The following is a 15,280-nucleotide window of genomic DNA, read 5'->3' on the forward strand; positions in this document are numbered from 1 at the left end:
AACTCACCAACCACTATCTATAATGTTTCCATCTTGGCAACAAGGGGCAAGGATGCACATAGTCTCAAGAGCGCCTTTCGACACAGCGGCCAGACATTATCCCAATCAAGCACAAGCCCTGGACGATCTTTACCGGGTACTAAAAAAGGAACACTACCCCTCACCAGACGAGATGCGAAAGCGCTTTCCCAGCATGGACCGGATGAAATACCGGGAAAAATGGTGGGTCATTGATGTGGGTGGCGGGCATCTAAGAGTAATGTTTTTTGCTGATTTTGAGCGGGGAAAGTTCTTCATCAAACACATCAGCACGCACGCAGAGTATGACAAGCTCACGGACTACTATCGGAGAACGAAAGAATGAATTATGCAGCAGCCATCAAAGCGGCAAACGCTCTGACAAACGTACTCCCTTTCCTGGGTTCAAGCCCGTCGCGGCAAGACTACGAGGATGCGCTGGCGCTGGTGGAGTATCTTATCGAGCACGACCCGGATAACCCGCTGGTAGAGATGCTTACTGCCAAAATCGATAAGTACGAAAACGAGTCCTCGGAGTTTGCAGAATTTAACGCGCGTATTGCCAGTATTCCGTCAGGCGTTGCGTTACTGCGAACGCTAATGGATCAGTACCAGCTCACTCAGAGCGACTTCGAGAACGAGATTGGTAAGAAGTCTCTGGTAAGTCGGATCCTGAACGGACAGCGCACGTTAACGCTGGATCATATGCGGGCGCTGGCGAAGCGTTTTGGTTTGCCGGTGAGCGCATTTGTGGGGAATTGATGCGAAAGCAGGCTCTATGTACCCAATCCGCGTTCTATTTGATTGATTAGCGATTAAAAATCTTAACAAACCAATCGCCCATATTTGCAAACCACGGTGAAATACTTCGGCTTTCATAATCCGCATCAACAAAAAAGTATCTATTTCATATCCCTATTGCGCCAACATTGACGGCCTTTTTTATAAACGTTAACGTCCCATCTGTTCTTTAACCGACTGTAATAGAAGAATTTATCAGGATTTTCTTAAAAGGAGTTTAAGCAAATGTCTATAACCGTTTATGTATGGTGCAAAAACGATGTCGGCAAGCGGGGACTAGTGCGATGAAATACCCAATCGTCCTGCTGCTTTGTGCGCTCACTGTCCCAGCCATTGCAGCCAGCACTGACTGGCCATCAGCACTTCATGGAATCGCCTCAGGTGACACACACTGGATTGAGCAAGCCCCAACGCTGGCTGCCACGGCTGACGTCAGGCAGGCGCAACTGCTGGAGGATGCTTTGGCCGCAGCGCTCACAACAAACACCAGCGCCACACTGAAAGCGCTCCAGACCATTGACGCGGGAAAGTGGCCGCACATGGTTGGCAGCGATATCGTCTGCACGCCGCCTCTAGAGAAATCCCCCGCCGAAGTCGACGCGTTCTATCAGCGCACCCGCCGGGCGCTGCTGGATACGGTTGAGGGTGCTCAGTGCCTCTGGATCCTGGAAGCAACAATGGAAGAGCTAAACGCTGAGAAAGCCCGTCAGGGTAAGTAAGAGTTACCCGGCGCACAACGGCCGGGTCTTCCTTCTCGCCAGACCCTGGCTCACCCCGGCCCCTCGCTCCCCGCCGCCAGCAGCGGCACCACCACATCGCTGACGGGCACCGCAATCCCGTGCCTGCGGCCGTAGCGCTGGATGACGCCATTACGGATATCCCACTCCATCGGGCGATCCGCCTGACGGTCGGCGAGGATCGACGTGCCCAAATCCACTGGCGCGCGCTGAAAGTTCGCCAGAATCTCCTGCGCCACGTCATCGGCCAGCTTCGCCCCCTCGGCGCGGGCGACGGCCAGCCCCTCGCGCAGGTAGGCCAGCGCCAGTTCGCTGATATCCTCGCGCCTGAACATCCCGGCGCGGCGATTGGCCAGCACCATCAGCCCGGCGACCGCGTTTTGCAGCAGCTTGCGCCAGGCGACGGTGGGGAAATCAGCCGAGAGTTCAACGTCACAGCGCGTGCCGCGAAGCGCCTCCACCACCCGCTGCGCCTGCGGCACGTCCGGCAGCGTAAGGCGCGGTTTGGCGCGCAGCCAGACGGAGGCATCCGGCTCGCGCTGGGCAGGGAACCAGACCACCGAGGGCAGCACCGTTGCGCCATTGACCAAAGGCGCAAGCTGGGCTTTCTGCTCCACGCCGTTTTGCAGCGCGCAGACCACGGTGTTTTCATCGCACAGAGCGCGCAGCCACCCGGCGCTGTCGGCATTTTGCGTCGTTTTGACCGCAAAAAAAACAAGGTCAACGGGGCGCGTAATGACGCTGGGATCGGTGAGTACCGGACCGGGCACCACAATTTCACCCTCATCATGACGCAGGCGCAGTTCCGGATGCGCGGTGCGCCCACACAGCAGCGGCGTGCGGCCCGCTTCATGCAGCACCGCGGCGATGGTGGTCCCAATCGCACCGGGTCCTGTCAGCGCAATGGTTGGATAGTCAGACATGGGTCACTCCCCTTTTGCTAAGCCTGCTATCAGTTATACCACCCTGAGACGAGCGCGCCACGCCCATTGTCTATACTCAACTCATAACAGACAACGGAGTGCGCCATGCCTTTACCCGACTTCAAATCCTCTGAACCTTATACCCTCGGCATTGAGCTCGAACTCCAGGTGGTTAACCCGCCGGGTTACGATCTGAGCCAGGACTCCTCTGCCCTCATCGCCGCCGTCAAAGACGACATCAAAGGGGGGGAAGTCAAACACGACATCACCGAAAGCATGCTCGAAATCGCCACCGGCGTGTGCCAGACCATCGACCAGGCAGCGGCGCAGTTTTCAGTGATGCAGCAGAGTATCCTGCGGGCGGCGGAAGATCAGCATATCCAGATCTGCGGCGGTGGGACGCATCCTTTCCAGAAATGGCAGCGGCAGGAAGTGTGCGACGACGAGCGCTATAACGTCACGCTGGAGCGCTTTGGCTATCTGATTTTGCAGGCGACGGTGTTCGGCCAGCACGTACACGTCGGCTGTCGGACCGGGGACGACGCCATTTACCTGCTGCACGGCTTGTCGCGCTTTGTGCCGCACTTTATCGCCCTGGCCGCCGCATCACCGTATATGCAGGGCACGGACACGAAGTTCGCCTCATCGCGTCTCAACATCTTCTCGGGCTTCCCGGATAACGGTCAGATGCCGTGGGTCAACAGCTGGCAGGAGTTCGAGGGGCTGTTCCGCCGCCTGAGCTCCACCAGCATGATCGACAGCATTAAGGATCTGCACTGGGACATCCGCCCCAGCCCGCACTTCGGCACCGTCGAGGTGCGGGTGATGGATACGCCGCTGACGCTCAGCCACGCCATTAACATCGCCGGGCTTATTCAGGCGACGTCGCACTGGCTGCTGACCGCGCGGCCGTATAAGCATCAGGAACGGGATTTTTTGCTGTATCGCTTTAACCGTTTTCAGGCCTGTCGCTACGGGCTGGAAGGCATTCTGACGGACGTACATACCGGCGAGCACAAAACCGTGGCGGAAGATATCGCCTGGCTGCTCGAGCAGGTTGCGCCGTCGGCCGAGAAGCTCGGCGCGACAAGCGCAATCAATGAGATTGCCCTGCTGTTAAAGCAGGGCAAGAGCGAGGCGCAGCGCATGCGGGACTTTATCGCCGATGGCGGCTCGCTGATTTCTCTGGTGCAGAAGCACTGTGAGCTGTGGGCGACGAGTCCGTAAGGCCGTGGCCCCACTCGCGCAGGCGCTGGAACAGCACGAACAGCGCCGGGATGAACACTATCCCCACCACGGTCGCCACCAGCATGCCGCTGAACACCGTAGTGCCGATGATGCGGCGGCTCTGGGCACCCGCCCCGGTCGCCAGCATCATCGGCAGGACGCCGATAATGAACGACACGGCGGTCATCATTACCGCGCGGAAGCGGCGCGATGCCCCCTCCCGTGCGGCATCGACAATCGCCATTCCATCCATGCGCCGGGCGCGGGCAAACTCCACGATAAGAATTGAGTTCTTGGCGGCGAGGGCTATCAGTAGCACCAGACCAATCTGCACATACACGTCGTTGGCGTAGCCCGCCAGCCACAGCCAGACCAGCGCCCCGCCGATGGCGAACAGCACTGAGAGCATCACGCTCGCCGGCAGCGTCCAGCTCTCGTACTGGGCGACGAGGAACAGCCACGCCATCACCACCGCCGCCAGCACAATCCATATCGCCTGATTGCCGGTCTGCTGCTCCTGATACGACATGCCGCTCCAGGCGTAGTCGTACCCGGCTGGCAGGTTTTCCGCCAGAATCTCGCCCATCGCCGCCATTGCGGTGCTGCTGCTCACCCCTTCCGCTGCCGAGCCGCTCACCGATACCGACGGGAACTGGTTGTACTGCTGAATAAATGGCGCGCCGACGGTCGGCGTGATGGTGATGAGGTTGCTCAGACGCACCCGCTCGTCGCTGTTGCTGCGCACGAACAGCTCGCTGATTTGCTCCGCGCGCCCGCGCCACTGCATCTCGTTCTGCATCACTACGTGGTAGACGCGGTTGTTGACGCTGAAATCCCCGGCGCGCGTGCCGCCAAAGGCGGTTTGCAGGCTGCTGAAGATGCGTGACACCGGCACGTCGAGGCGGGCCGCGCGCTCGCGGTCAACGGTGAGCGTCATCTGCGGCACGTTGCTGCTCCAGGTGGTGAACACGCGGCTCAGCTGCGGGTTCTGGTTGGCTTTCGCCAGCACCTCACGCGTCACGCGCTCCAGCTCCGCCGGACTTTGCCCCGCCTGCGCCTGAATGCGCAGGTCGAAGCCGGAGGCGTTGCCCAGCCCCGGCAGCGTCGGCGGCGCAAAGGTCATGATGGTGGCTTCCGGCAGGGCCAGCAGCTGGCGCTGAAGGATGCCCATCACCTCATCCAGCGGCGGACGCTCGCTCCAGTCTTTGAGCATGATGGAGATAAACCCGCCGTTCGATGCGCTGGTGCCGTTGAGGATGTTAAACCCGGAGACCTGAATCACGTCTTCTACCGCCGGGTTGTTAGCGATCAGCTCGCGCGCGGTGGTCATCACCGCTTCGGTGCGCTCCAGCGAGGCTGCCTCCGGCAACTGGACGCTGGCGAAGAAGTAGCCCTGATCCTCCTGAGGCAGGAAGCCCTTTGGCATCGACATAAAGCTGAATACCACCACCGCCGCCGCGCCTGCGGTGGCCAGCAGCGCCAGCCACGGGCGCAGGTTTAAAACGTTCACGATGCGGGTGTAGAAACCGCGCGTGGCGTCCAGCCCGTGGTTAAAGGCGCGATAGAGTGCCGCAGGTTTCTCCGGTCGCGGGCGCAGCAACAGCGCGCACAGGGCGGGCGTAAGAGTCAACGCCACCAGGCTTGAGAGCGTGACGGCAGTCGAGAGCGTCACCGCGAACTGGCGGTACAGCTCGCCGACAATCCCCGGCAGGAGCGCCACCGGCACAAACACCGCCAGCAGCACCAGCGTGGTGGCAATCACTGGCCCGGCAATCTGGCGCAGCGCCAGCGCGGTCGCCGCCGTCCGGCTCTGCCCTTCCGCCATCAGCGTTTCGACGCTCTCCACCACTACGATGGCGTCATCCACCACCATGGTCAGCGCCAGAATGATGGCGAACAGGCTCAGCGTATTGGCGGAGTAGCCGAGCGTATAGAGCACCGCGAAGGTGCCCACCAGCGACACCGGAATGGCAAGGGCAACAATCAGCGTCGCGCGCCAGCTTTGCAGGAACAGGGACACCACGACCACCACCGCCAGCATCGTCAGCGCCAGCGAGACGCCAATCTCTTTGATGGTGGCGGCCACAAACGAGGTGGTGTCGAATTTGACTTCATAGACCAGATCGTCCGGGAAGCGCGTGGATAACCGTTCCAGCTCCGCGCGCACCGCATCGGCCACGCGCAGGGCGTTAGCGGACGGCGTCGGGTAGATGCCGAGGTAGGCAGAGTCGTGCCCGTTCAGCTGCGCGCCAGAGCTGTAGCTGCGCGAGCCAAGCTCGATGGTGGCGACGTCCTTCAGGCGCACCAGTTGCCCCATATCCCCGGCGCGGATAATGATGTTGGCAAAGTCGTCGGCCTGATTTAAGCGCCCCAGCCCGTTAATGGTCAGGGTCTGCTGCTGGCCGTTAAACACCGGCGGCGTGCCGACCTGGCCTGCCGCCCCCTGCACGTTCTGCTCGCGCAGCGCCTGCGCCACGTCATCGCTGGTCACGTTCAGGGCGTTCATGCGGTCCGGACGCAGCCAGATGCGCATGCTGTAGTCCCGTGCGCCAAACATCTGTACCTGCCCGACGCCCGGCAGACGCGACAGCGCCTCGCGCACCTGGGTGCTGGCGTAGTTGCTGACGAACAGCGGCGCGTGGGTGTTGTTCGGTGAGTAAAGGCTTACCCCCATCATCAGGTTGGTGGCGCGCTTGCGCACCTGCACGCCGTTTTGCTGCGCCTCGGTCGGCAGCTGCGCCACGGCCTGCGCCACGCGGTTCTGCACGTCGATGGCGGCGAGATCCGGGTCGGTGCCTGCCGCAAAGGTAATGTTCAGGCTATAGCTACCCTCGTCCGAACTGGTGGACTCCATATAGAGCATATGATCCACCCCGTTCAGCTGGGTTTCCAGCGGCGTGGCGATGGCCTCCGCCACGTCAGCCGAGCTGGCGCCCGGCCATGACGCTGACACATTCACGACCGGCGGGGTGATCTGCGGGTACTGCTCCACCGGAATAATCCTCAGCGCGATGGCCCCCAGCAGGGTGATGACCAGCGCTATCACCATCGCAAAGCGCGGGCGTTTGATGAAAAACGTCAGCATGATGGCTCCTTAATTCAGTATCTGGACGGCAACGCCTGGCTGCACGCGCTGCGCACCGTCAGTAATCGCTCGCTCACCGGGCTTCAGGCCGGAGGCAATCTGGAACTGCTGGCCGATCTGTCCGGCGACCTTCAGCGGACGCATTTCGGCTTTATCCTCGGCGTTAACCACCCATGCGAAGAATCCGTGGCCATTCTGCTGTACGGCAGCGGCGGGCAGAGTCAGCACTGGTTGCTCACTTGACGGACGCAGGTAGACGTTCACGTTGCCGCCGGGCAGCAGCTGATGGCGCGGGTTGGCGAACTCGGCGCGCAGCATCACGCTGGCGGTGCGCGGGTCGATGCGGTTGTCCACGGAGGTGAGTTCCCCGCTGATGCGCTGGCCGTTGCTGTCAATCAGCGCCTGCCAGGCCTGCTTCATGGCGCTGATATCCGCATGCTGTCCGGCTTTAGTGGCAAACGTGCCCTCTTCCAGCGCAAAGGCGATGCGGATGGGATCGAGCTGCACCACCTCCACCAGCACACCGCTGGCAGGATTCACCAGGCTGCCGACGTGAAAGTTGCTGTGCCCCACGCGCCCGTCAATCGGTGAGGTAATGCGCGTGTAGTTGAGGGTGACGCTGCGGGTGTCGAGCCGGGCTTTCGCCTGCTCCAGCGCGGCGCTCGCTACGTCGCGCTGCATGCGGGCGTTGTCCACGTCGTGGCGGCTGATGGCGTTGCTGCTGCCCAGGCTTTCGAAGCGTGACAGCTGCTGCTGCGCCTGACGCAGCGTGGCTTCGGCGCTTCTCACTTCGGCCTGCGCCAGACGCAGGGCGGCGCGCGGCTCGGCGTCGTCCAGTTCGAACAACACGTCGCCTTTTTTCACGTACTGCCCGTCGCGGAAGTGGATTCTGGTGATGACGCCTTCCGTGCGGGCGCGCAGTTCAACGGTGTGGATAGCTTCAATGCGACCCGGGATCTGACGCTCGGCGGCGTGGGCGGTCTGCTCCACGGTGGCGACACGCACGGGAATGGCCGCGGCGAATGCGGGTGGCAGGGTGCAGGCGAGGAGCGCGAACAGGAGTGGGAATTTCATGGGAGTACCTCGGCGTTGTTTTCCCTCACCCCGGCCCTCTCCCACAGGGAGAGGGAGGTCAGAGTTCCCTCTCCCTGTGGGAGAGGGTTAGGGTGAGGGCAAAAGGTTATGCAGCCTTACGGAACCTGCGGGTCAGTCGCTTCTCGATTTCGACGACGAAGAACATCACGCCCGCCACCGCCAGCGTCACGAACCAGTAGCGCAGCGGCAGCGCTTCGGTGCCGAACAGCATCTGCATAAACGGCAGGTAGATAATCGCCGCCTGGAGCAGGAACAGTACGCCCGTTACCAGCCAGATCCCTTTGTTCGCCAGCAGGCCGCGGTTCAGGGAGAACCCGTCGGTATTGCGGCAGTTAATCATGTATACCCACTGGGCGCAGACCAGCATCTGCAACAGCACGGTGCGGATGAACTCCGCGCTGTGGCCGCGCGGGGCCAGCCAGGCTTCCAGCGCAAAGGCGGCGATGGCAATCATGGTGCCGACGAAGGCCACGCGCCAGACGGCGTAGGCGTCCATCACGTGCTGCCCGGTCTGACGCGGCGGGCGGCGCATAATGTTGCGCTCGGCGGCCTCGAAGGCCAGGCCGAAGGAGAGCGTGGCGGAGGTCGCCATGTTCATCCACAGGATCAGCACTGGCGTCAGCGGAATGATGTTCCCCGCCAGCAGCGCAATCACAATCAATAGCCCCTGCGCCAGGTTGGTCGGCATGATGAACAGAATGGTCTTCTTCAGGTTGTCGTAAACGCGACGTCCCTCTTTCACCGCGCTGGCGATGGTGGCGAAGTTATCGTCCGTCAGGACCATGTCCGCCGCCTCTTTGGTCACTTCCGTGCCTTTGATGCCCATCGCGATACCCACGTCCGCCTGGCGCAGCGCCGGGGCATCGTTCACGCCGTCACCGGTCATGCCGACGATTTCGCCTTTGTCCTGCAACGCTTTCACCAGGCGCAGCTTATGCTCCGGGCTGGTACGGGCGAAGATGTCATACTTCACCGCCGCTTCCGCCAGCTCGGCGTCGTCCATCTTCTCCAGCTGGTAGCCGGTAACCGCCTGCTCGCTGTTGGTGATCCCCAGCATCTGGCCGATGCTCATCGCCGTCTGCGGGTGATCCCCGGTGATCATCTTCACGCGGATCCCCGCCTGCTGGCAGGCGTTAATCGCCTCAATCGCTTCCGGACGCGGCGGATCCATCATCCCGGCAATGCCGAGGAAGATCAGACCGTGGCTCAGGTCGTCGTGAGTTAATGCCTGCTCGCCGTTCGCTGGCTTGAACGCCGCGGCGACCATGCGCAGCCCCTGACGCGCATAGCGCTCCATCTCCGTTTCCCAGTACGCGCGGTCAAAGGCTTGCGCACCGTTACGGGTCTGCTGCTGCTCACACAGGGCGAAAATCACGTCCGGCGCGCCGGTAATCAAAATCTGCTCCTCACTGCCAATCTGGTAGTGGGTGCTCATGTACTTGTACTGAGAGTCGAACGGGATCTTGTTAACCAGCGTGGTCACGACCGGCTCGAGGTGGGCCTTGGCCGCCAGCACCTTCAGCGCGCCCTCGGTTGGCCCGCCGGTGATGCCCCACAGGCCACGCTCGTCCTGAATCAGCTGGCTGTCGTTACACAGGTCGATGGTGCGCAGGTACTGCTCCAGCACGGTGCCCGGCTGGATCTGCACCGGCTCGTCGCTGCCTTCGAGGTAGATGTTGCCCACCGGCTCGTAGCTGTTGCCGTCCACGCGGTAGCAGGTGTCCGCGGTGATGATGGCTTTCACCGTCATCTCGTTCATGGTCAGGGTGCCGGTTTTATCCGAGCAGACCACGGTCATCGCGCCAAGGGTTTCAACCGTCGGCAGCTTGCGGATAATCGCCCGCTTGCGCGCCATCGCCTGCACACCCAGGGAGAGGATAATGGAGATAATCGCTGGCAGACCTTCCGGTACGGAGGCTACCGCCAGGCTAATCAGGGAGAGCAGCAGCTCGCCCATCGGGATCTCGCGGAACACCAGGCTGAAGACAAACAGCGCGGCCATCATCGCCAGAATGATGGCGAAGATCGCTTTGCCCAGCTTGTCCATCTGCACCAGCAGCGGGGTGCGGTGTTTTTCAATGCCCGCCATCATCTGGTTGATGTGGCCGAGTTCGGTCTCCTGGCCCGTGGCAATGACCACGCCAACGCCGCCGCCCGCGCTGACCGTCGTACCGGAAAAGACCAGGTTCGTGCGGTCGCCCAGCGGTAATTCGCCGTTCAGCGGGTTCGTGTGTTTATCCACCACGGTGGATTCACCGGTCAGAATTGCCTCTTCCACGCGTAAATTATGCGCTTCGATTAAGCGCATATCCGCCGGTATACGATCTCCTGCGCGCAACACAATAATATCGCCCGGGACGATTTCCGTCGTCGGGATAGTTTCATGGTTGCCGTTACGAATAACGCGCGCCTCGCTGGAGAGCATATTGCGAATACTCTTCAGGGATTTTTCCGCGTTACTTTCCTGAATGTGGCCAATTAAGGCATTAATTACCGCCACGCCCAGAATAACCAGCGTATCAACCCAGTGTCCCATTACTGCCGTTAATACGGCGGCGGCCAGCAGGACGTAAATCAGGACATCGTTAAAATGCGCGAGAAAACGCAGCCAGCCCGGCTTGCCTTTTTTCTCCGGCAGCGCGTTCGGGCCATGCTTCTGTAAACGCGCCTGCGCCTCGGCACGGTCCAGGCCATTAGCCTGGCTCTGCGCCTGAGCAAGCACCTGCTCTACGGTCTGCTGGTACGCCTGCCCGCCTGCGGGTGGCATATTCTGCGAGAAATTTTTTTTGGTCATGGTATTTTTCCTTCAATATCCGGTGGACGGAAGCCGGAATTCCTTTCTGGCTTTAAATAATTCATTTTTAAGTCTTGCGGGTTAAATTGATCTACCGCAATATATTGACTACCCGGTTATTCAAAACTGATTAAAATTATTTCGACGCGTTGATTTTTACAAAATATTTCTAAACCAACACTAAACGAGGAGGAAGCATGTTTGGTATTTATCGCGGACGGCGTCTGGCGTTATACATTGTCGCAGCCATTGTTATTGCGACGTTAATTGGATATAGCACCTATAGCTTTGTAAAATTATTTTCGTGAGAAAGACGTTTATTTACATAACGCGATATTAATTTAATCGTCCCGAAAATATTATCTATTTTCTGTTATTAATTCGCAGAATAACGGTGGCCTTTTACCCAATTTTGCCAGCGGGGATGATATTGCTTTACGTTTCAGGATGCCGGACAATGACATTTTTAACTGACGATTAACATTACGATGAAACACCCGTTAGAATCGCTGCTCACCGCAGGGGGCATTTTGCTGATGGCCCTGCTCTCCTGCCTGCTGTTACCCGCGCCGTCGCTGGGTCTGGTGCTGGCGCAGAAGCTGGTTCAGACCTTTCATATGGTCGATCTGAATCAGCTGTACACCATTCTGTTCTGTCTGTGGTTTTTGGTGCTCGGCGCCATCGAATTCTTTATCCTGCGTTTCATCTGGCGCCGCTGGTTTTCACTGGCGTCGTAAGCCAGTGAGATCGCGCATCCCGTGGATCAGCGCTTCAGACCAGGCCGCGTAGTCGTGGCCGCTGGATGAGGGGTGGAAGCTGACGCGGTAGCCTTTATTCCTCAGCACCTGTTCAAAATCCTGCGTGGTGCGATAGATGCCGCCGCCCGGTCCCGTGGTTTCAAACTTCCCGGCCTGTAACCAGAAGCGCACCGGATACGGTGGAGACTGTTGGTACTGACGCGTCAGCCAGCCGGGAGCGTCACCTTCTGGTGCCCACCAGTAAGAACCGGAAAGGCTCAGCACGTTGCCAAACAGGCGCGGATAGCGCAGCGCCACCCATGAAGAGGCAATTCCCCCGTAGCTTGATCCTGCCAGTACGGTTTTCTGCCGCTGCATGCCGATGCCCTTCCCCCGCAGCCACGGCAGCAGCTCGTGCGCCATAAAGTCAGCAAAATCCGGGTTCGGCGGCAGCTCGTTGCCGCGACGGGCGTGATCGAGGCTGTCGATAAACACCACGTTAATCGGAGGCAGGTGATGTCGGGCAATCAGACCGTCCAGCACGTTGGCAAAATGGTATTCGTCCTGATAAACCTGTCCGTCGAAAAGGATGAGCGTCCAGCGTGCAGGCTGTGCGCCGCGCGGTTGGTAGATCATCACGTCGCGGGCATTGCCGAGGATGTTGCTGCTCAGCCTCTGGCGGCTCAACGTCCCGTGTAACAGCGGCTGTGCCGTAGCCCGAACGGAGCAGTAGCGCGCCGGGCTGAGATCGAGCAGAGAATAGCGATTCCAGCGATCGGTCTTCTGCTCCCCAAAGCTATTCGGGTTAAGCGGATCGGCCTGCGCGCTTACCAGGATGGCGCGGCGTTGATCGCGGGCAGAGCCTTCAACGATCGGCACATCGGGGGCGAGCTTGTACTGCATCACCGTATCAGCGGGGACCACGTAGCTGCGGAACCAGACGTCGCTGTTGCCCAGGCGGAACAGCGGATCGTGATCCCCCGCCGGCGAGCCGAGAATGAAGACGTTATCCCCCGCGCCGCGCCACAGAAAGGTCACCCGCTTATGGCTCGCATCTACCGGCTCCACCATCGGCGTTCCCTGTCGACGCTGCGCCTGCCAGAACGCCTCGGTACTTCCACCGGCAGAAATGACGTTTGCCAGCGCCTTCAGCGTCGGGCTTTCTGGCGCCAGCATCTGCACGCGTGGTAACGGAGAGGTCTCTTTCATCCGCCACTGAAAACGCCACGGCTTGCCGGCTTCGCCGTGTAGCACCAGCGAGGTGTTCTGTTTCACCGGCAGGGCAAACAGCAGCGTGTGTTCCCCGTCCGCAGGACCGTTTTCGATCAGCGTGCGGATGCGGCGGTTTTGCCCATCCAGCAGGCGCGCATCCGTCACGCCATGCAGCGTGGCGGAAACGTAATTTTCATCCAGCTCGGGCAGGGAGAAGCAGACTTCGCCGCTGGCATCAAACTTTCCCTGAACATCGCCCTGCCGGGACGACTGCTCGCACGTTGCCGCCACGGCGGGCAGCGCGCCGATCCCCAACAGCAACCCACTCCATACCCTTTTCATTACCGCTTGTTCCCCAACGAAATTTGTTAACAACGCTAATGCAAATGGTAATAATTTGCAATATCATCAGCGGCGTTTTACCGGTGTTTTTATGGCGATAGCAACCAAGGACGTTCAATAAAAATGTTTAAAAATAATAAGATAATGCAGCTCTGGCTGCTGAGTCTGGCGACGACCAGCGTCGCGGCTCAGGCAGAAACGAAAGAAGAAACGATTACGGTGACGCAGGGCGTGACTGAAGAGCCCACTGCGCCCGTAAAAGGCATTGTGGCGACGAAAACGCTCTCCGCCACCAAGTCCAGCGCGGAGATCGTGAAGACGCCGCAGTCGGTATCGGTGATCACCCGCGATCAGATGAACATGCAGGACGTCACCTCCGTTTCGCAGGCGCTGCGCTACTCGGCGGGCGTGTTTACCGAGTACCGGGGCTCGTCTAACCGTAACGACGAGGTGTTTGTGCGCGGCTTTAGCTACGTGCCGAAATTCCTCGACGGCTTAAGCTTTGGCGCAACGGCTTCCTCACAGACGGGCACAGTTGACCCGTGGCTGCTGGAGCGCGTGGAGCTGGTGCGCGGCCCGGCGTCGGTGCTGTTTGGACAGGTGAATCCGGGCGGGTTAATCAGTATGACCAGCAAGCGCCCGACGGCGGAGGCCATTCACAACGTGCAGTTCCGCACCGGCAATAACGATCTCGCCGAAGGTGCGTTTGATTTCGGCGGCAAGCTGAGCGACGACGGCCGCGTGCTGTATCGCGTGAACGGTATCGCCCGTACGCAGCATAATCAGGTGGACGATTATAAAGAGACGCGGATGGCGATCGCCCCGGCGATCACCTGGTACCCGAACGATCAGACCCGCTTTACGCTGCTGACCAGCTACCAGAAAGATCCGGATGCCGGATACCGCAACTTCCTGCCCGCGTATGGCACGGTGAAAAGTGCCGACGGGAAGTACATCCCGCGCGACTTTAACGTCAGCGATCCGAATTACAATCAATCCTGGCGCGAGCAGACGATGATTGGCTACGAGCTGGAACACCAGTTCGCCGACAACCTCACCTTCCGCCAGAACGCCCGTTACGCCACCATCAAGCAGAAATATCGTTATCTGGTTTACGCCAACAGCGCGGCCAACAGCACGGTGTTGACCCGTCGCGCCCAGCGTGAAGAGCGCACGACCAACGAATTTGGCCTTGATAACCAGCTGGAATATCTGCTGGAGACCGGAAGCGTCAACCACACCCTGCTCGGCGGGTTTGATTACAAGACCAGTAAGGATAAACAGCTGCTGGCGCGCGGGAGCGGCTCACAGTATGACCTCGACTGGACAAACCCGGTTTACGGCGTGAACGTGGATGAAAGTACCTTCAAAACGGCCACCGACGAGCAGCAAAATCTCGACCAGATGGGCCTGTATCTTCAGGATCAGATGAGCTGGAACAACTGGGAGTGGCTGGTTTCCGGGCGCTACGACTGGAGCGAAGTGCGTACCAACGACTTCACCGATAACAGCTTTACGCAGCAGAACGACAACAAATTTACCTGGCGCACTGGCCTGCTGTACGCGTTTGATTCTGGCCTGTCGCCGTACATCAGCTACAGCACCTCGTTTGAACCGAACCTGCAAACCAACCGTGCGCCGGGCGTTGCGCCATTCAGGCCTACTACCGGGGAGCAGACCGAGATTGGCGTGAAATATTAGCCGGTCGACACCACGCTGATGACCCTGGCGCTGTACGATTTGACTCAGGACAACGTCGCGACCTATAACAGCGCTGAAGGCTGGTTCGAAAATGCGGGCAAGGTGCGTTCGAAAGGCGCTGAAGCGGAAATCCACGCCACGCTGATGGATAACATCAACCTGATTGGCTCCTACACTTACACCGATGCAAAAACCGAAAGCACCACGGTGGCGGGAACTGAAGGCAAAACGCCTGCGCGCATTCCAGCGCATATGGCATCGGCGTTCGCCAGCTATACCGTTCCGGGCGGAGCGCTGAAGAGCCTGACCGCTGGCGTGGGGATGCGCTACATCGGCACCAGCTACGGCGATGCGAAGAACACCTTCAAGGTGCCATCGGTGGATCTGTATGACGCGATGCTGCGCTACGATCTGGGCGAGATGAACCGCAGCCTGAAAGGGGCAAGCGTGCAGTTCAACGTCAATAACGTGGCAGACACGAAGTATGTGGCGTCATGCGCAAGCGATACGGCGTGCTTCTACGGGATTGGCCGGACGGTGACGGCGACGGTGAATTACAGCTGGTAAGCATGGTGCGGTCTGATCCCCTCACCCTAACCCTCTCCCTA

10 protein-coding genes and 1 pseudogene are annotated in these 15,280 nt (G+C 59.8%); 6 read left to right on the forward strand and 5 right to left on the reverse strand.

Features of this window, described 5'->3' with window-relative positions; translation table 11 throughout:
* Window positions 1–52: 52 nt before the first annotated feature.
* The 3 genes from SK62_RS15235 to SK62_RS15245 all read left to right on the forward strand — a co-directional run bounded on the left by SK62_RS15235 (window position 53) and on the right by SK62_RS15245 (window position 1,538).
* On the forward strand, window positions 53–364 hold the full coding sequence (locus SK62_RS15235; RefSeq protein ID WP_047718997.1) for a type II toxin-antitoxin system HigB family toxin: 312 nt from the start codon (window positions 53–55) through the stop codon (window positions 362–364).
* Window positions 361–780, forward strand: a complete 420-nt coding sequence (locus SK62_RS15240) for a helix-turn-helix domain-containing protein (RefSeq protein ID WP_047718995.1) — start codon at window positions 361–363, stop codon at window positions 778–780. The genes SK62_RS15235 and SK62_RS15240 overlap by 4 nt, the downstream gene beginning before the upstream one ends.
* Before the next feature lie 323 nt (window positions 781–1,103).
* On the forward strand, window positions 1,104–1,538 hold the full coding sequence (locus SK62_RS15245; RefSeq protein ID WP_003858863.1) for a hypothetical protein: 435 nt from the start codon (window positions 1,104–1,106) through the stop codon (window positions 1,536–1,538).
* Window positions 1,539–1,588: 50 nt separating this feature from the next.
* On the opposite strand, the gene SK62_RS15250 is transcribed toward SK62_RS15245, so the two are convergent.
* Window positions 1,589–2,479 (reverse strand): oxidoreductase, encoded by an 891-nt coding sequence (locus SK62_RS15250; protein ID WP_017694363.1) that lies wholly within the window; start codon window positions 2,477–2,479, stop codon window positions 1,589–1,591.
* A gap of 105 nt (window positions 2,480–2,584) precedes the next feature.
* On the opposite strand from SK62_RS15250, the gene SK62_RS15255 reads away from it, so the two are divergent.
* Window positions 2,585–3,706, forward strand: coding sequence for a YbdK family carboxylate-amine ligase (locus tag SK62_RS15255; RefSeq protein ID WP_015571201.1), 1,122 nt, complete (start codon window positions 2,585–2,587; stop codon window positions 3,704–3,706).
* On the opposite strand, the gene SK62_RS15260 is transcribed toward SK62_RS15255, so the two are convergent.
* From SK62_RS15260 to SK62_RS15270, 3 genes are all read right to left on the reverse strand, one after another.
* A complete protein-coding gene (locus tag SK62_RS15260) occupies window positions 3,636–6,791 on the reverse strand; it encodes an efflux RND transporter permease subunit (protein WP_047718993.1) in 3,156 nt (1,051 codons plus the stop codon). The genes SK62_RS15255 and SK62_RS15260 overlap by 71 nt on opposite strands.
* A 9-nt stretch (window positions 6,792–6,800) precedes the next feature.
* A complete protein-coding gene (locus SK62_RS15265) occupies window positions 6,801–7,865 on the reverse strand; it encodes an efflux RND transporter periplasmic adaptor subunit (protein WP_017694366.1) in 1,065 nt (354 codons plus the stop codon).
* 106 nt (window positions 7,866–7,971) lie between these two features.
* On the reverse strand, window positions 7,972–10,680 hold the full coding sequence (locus SK62_RS15270) for a cation-transporting P-type ATPase (RefSeq protein ID WP_017382547.1): 2,709 nt from the start codon (window positions 10,678–10,680) through the stop codon (window positions 7,972–7,974).
* Window positions 10,681–11,168: 488 nt separating this feature from the next.
* Here SK62_RS15270 and SK62_RS15275 point away from each other — a divergent pair, with 488 nt between their 5' ends.
* Window positions 11,169–11,417 (forward strand): DUF1158 domain-containing protein, encoded by a 249-nt coding sequence (locus tag SK62_RS15275; RefSeq protein WP_003858875.1) that lies wholly within the window; start codon window positions 11,169–11,171, stop codon window positions 11,415–11,417.
* Here the strand turns inward: SK62_RS15275 and SK62_RS15280 are convergent.
* Window positions 11,403–12,971 carry an alpha/beta hydrolase-fold protein gene (locus tag SK62_RS15280; protein WP_047718992.1) on the reverse strand — a complete coding sequence of 523 codons (1,569 nt, stop codon included), beginning with the start codon at window positions 12,969–12,971 and terminating at the stop codon, window positions 11,403–11,405. The two genes, SK62_RS15275 and SK62_RS15280, sit on opposite strands and share 15 nt — an antisense overlap.
* Before the next feature lie 123 nt (window positions 12,972–13,094).
* Between SK62_RS15280 and SK62_RS15285 the strand changes: the two are divergent.
* Window positions 13,095–15,239: pseudogene (locus SK62_RS15285) on the forward strand (TonB-dependent siderophore receptor).
* Window positions 15,240–15,280 lie beyond the last annotated feature (41 nt).

This window comes from Enterobacter sp. BIDMC109 (genome assembly GCF_001037885.1).
Lineage (GTDB): Bacteria > Pseudomonadota > Gammaproteobacteria > Enterobacterales > Enterobacteriaceae > Enterobacter > Enterobacter hormaechei_C.

Coding starts and splice junctions, on each gene's coding strand:
- SK62_RS15265 (WP_017694366.1), bottom strand. CDS start 7,865: ATGAAATTCCCACTCCTGTTCGCGCTCCTCGCCTGCACCCTGCCACCC.
- SK62_RS15275 (WP_003858875.1), top strand. CDS start 11,169: ATGAAACACCCGTTAGAATCGCTGCTCACCGCAGGGGGCATTTTGCTG.
- SK62_RS15280 (WP_047718992.1), bottom strand. CDS start 12,971: ATGAAAAGGGTATGGAGTGGGTTGCTGTTGGGGATCGGCGCGCTGCCC.
- SK62_RS15255 (WP_015571201.1), top strand. CDS start 2,585: ATGCCTTTACCCGACTTCAAATCCTCTGAACCTTATACCCTCGGCATT.
- SK62_RS15260 (WP_047718993.1), bottom strand. CDS start 6,791: ATGCTGACGTTTTTCATCAAACGCCCGCGCTTTGCGATGGTGATAGCG.
- SK62_RS15270 (WP_017382547.1), bottom strand. CDS start 10,680: ATGACCAAAAAAAATTTCTCGCAGAATATGCCACCCGCAGGCGGGCAG.
- SK62_RS15240 (WP_047718995.1), top strand. CDS start 361: ATGAATTATGCAGCAGCCATCAAAGCGGCAAACGCTCTGACAAACGTA.
- SK62_RS15235 (WP_047718997.1), top strand. CDS start 53: ATGCACATAGTCTCAAGAGCGCCTTTCGACACAGCGGCCAGACATTAT.
- SK62_RS15245 (WP_003858863.1), top strand. CDS start 1,104: ATGAAATACCCAATCGTCCTGCTGCTTTGTGCGCTCACTGTCCCAGCC.
- SK62_RS15250 (WP_017694363.1), bottom strand. CDS start 2,479: ATGTCTGACTATCCAACCATTGCGCTGACAGGACCCGGTGCGATTGGG.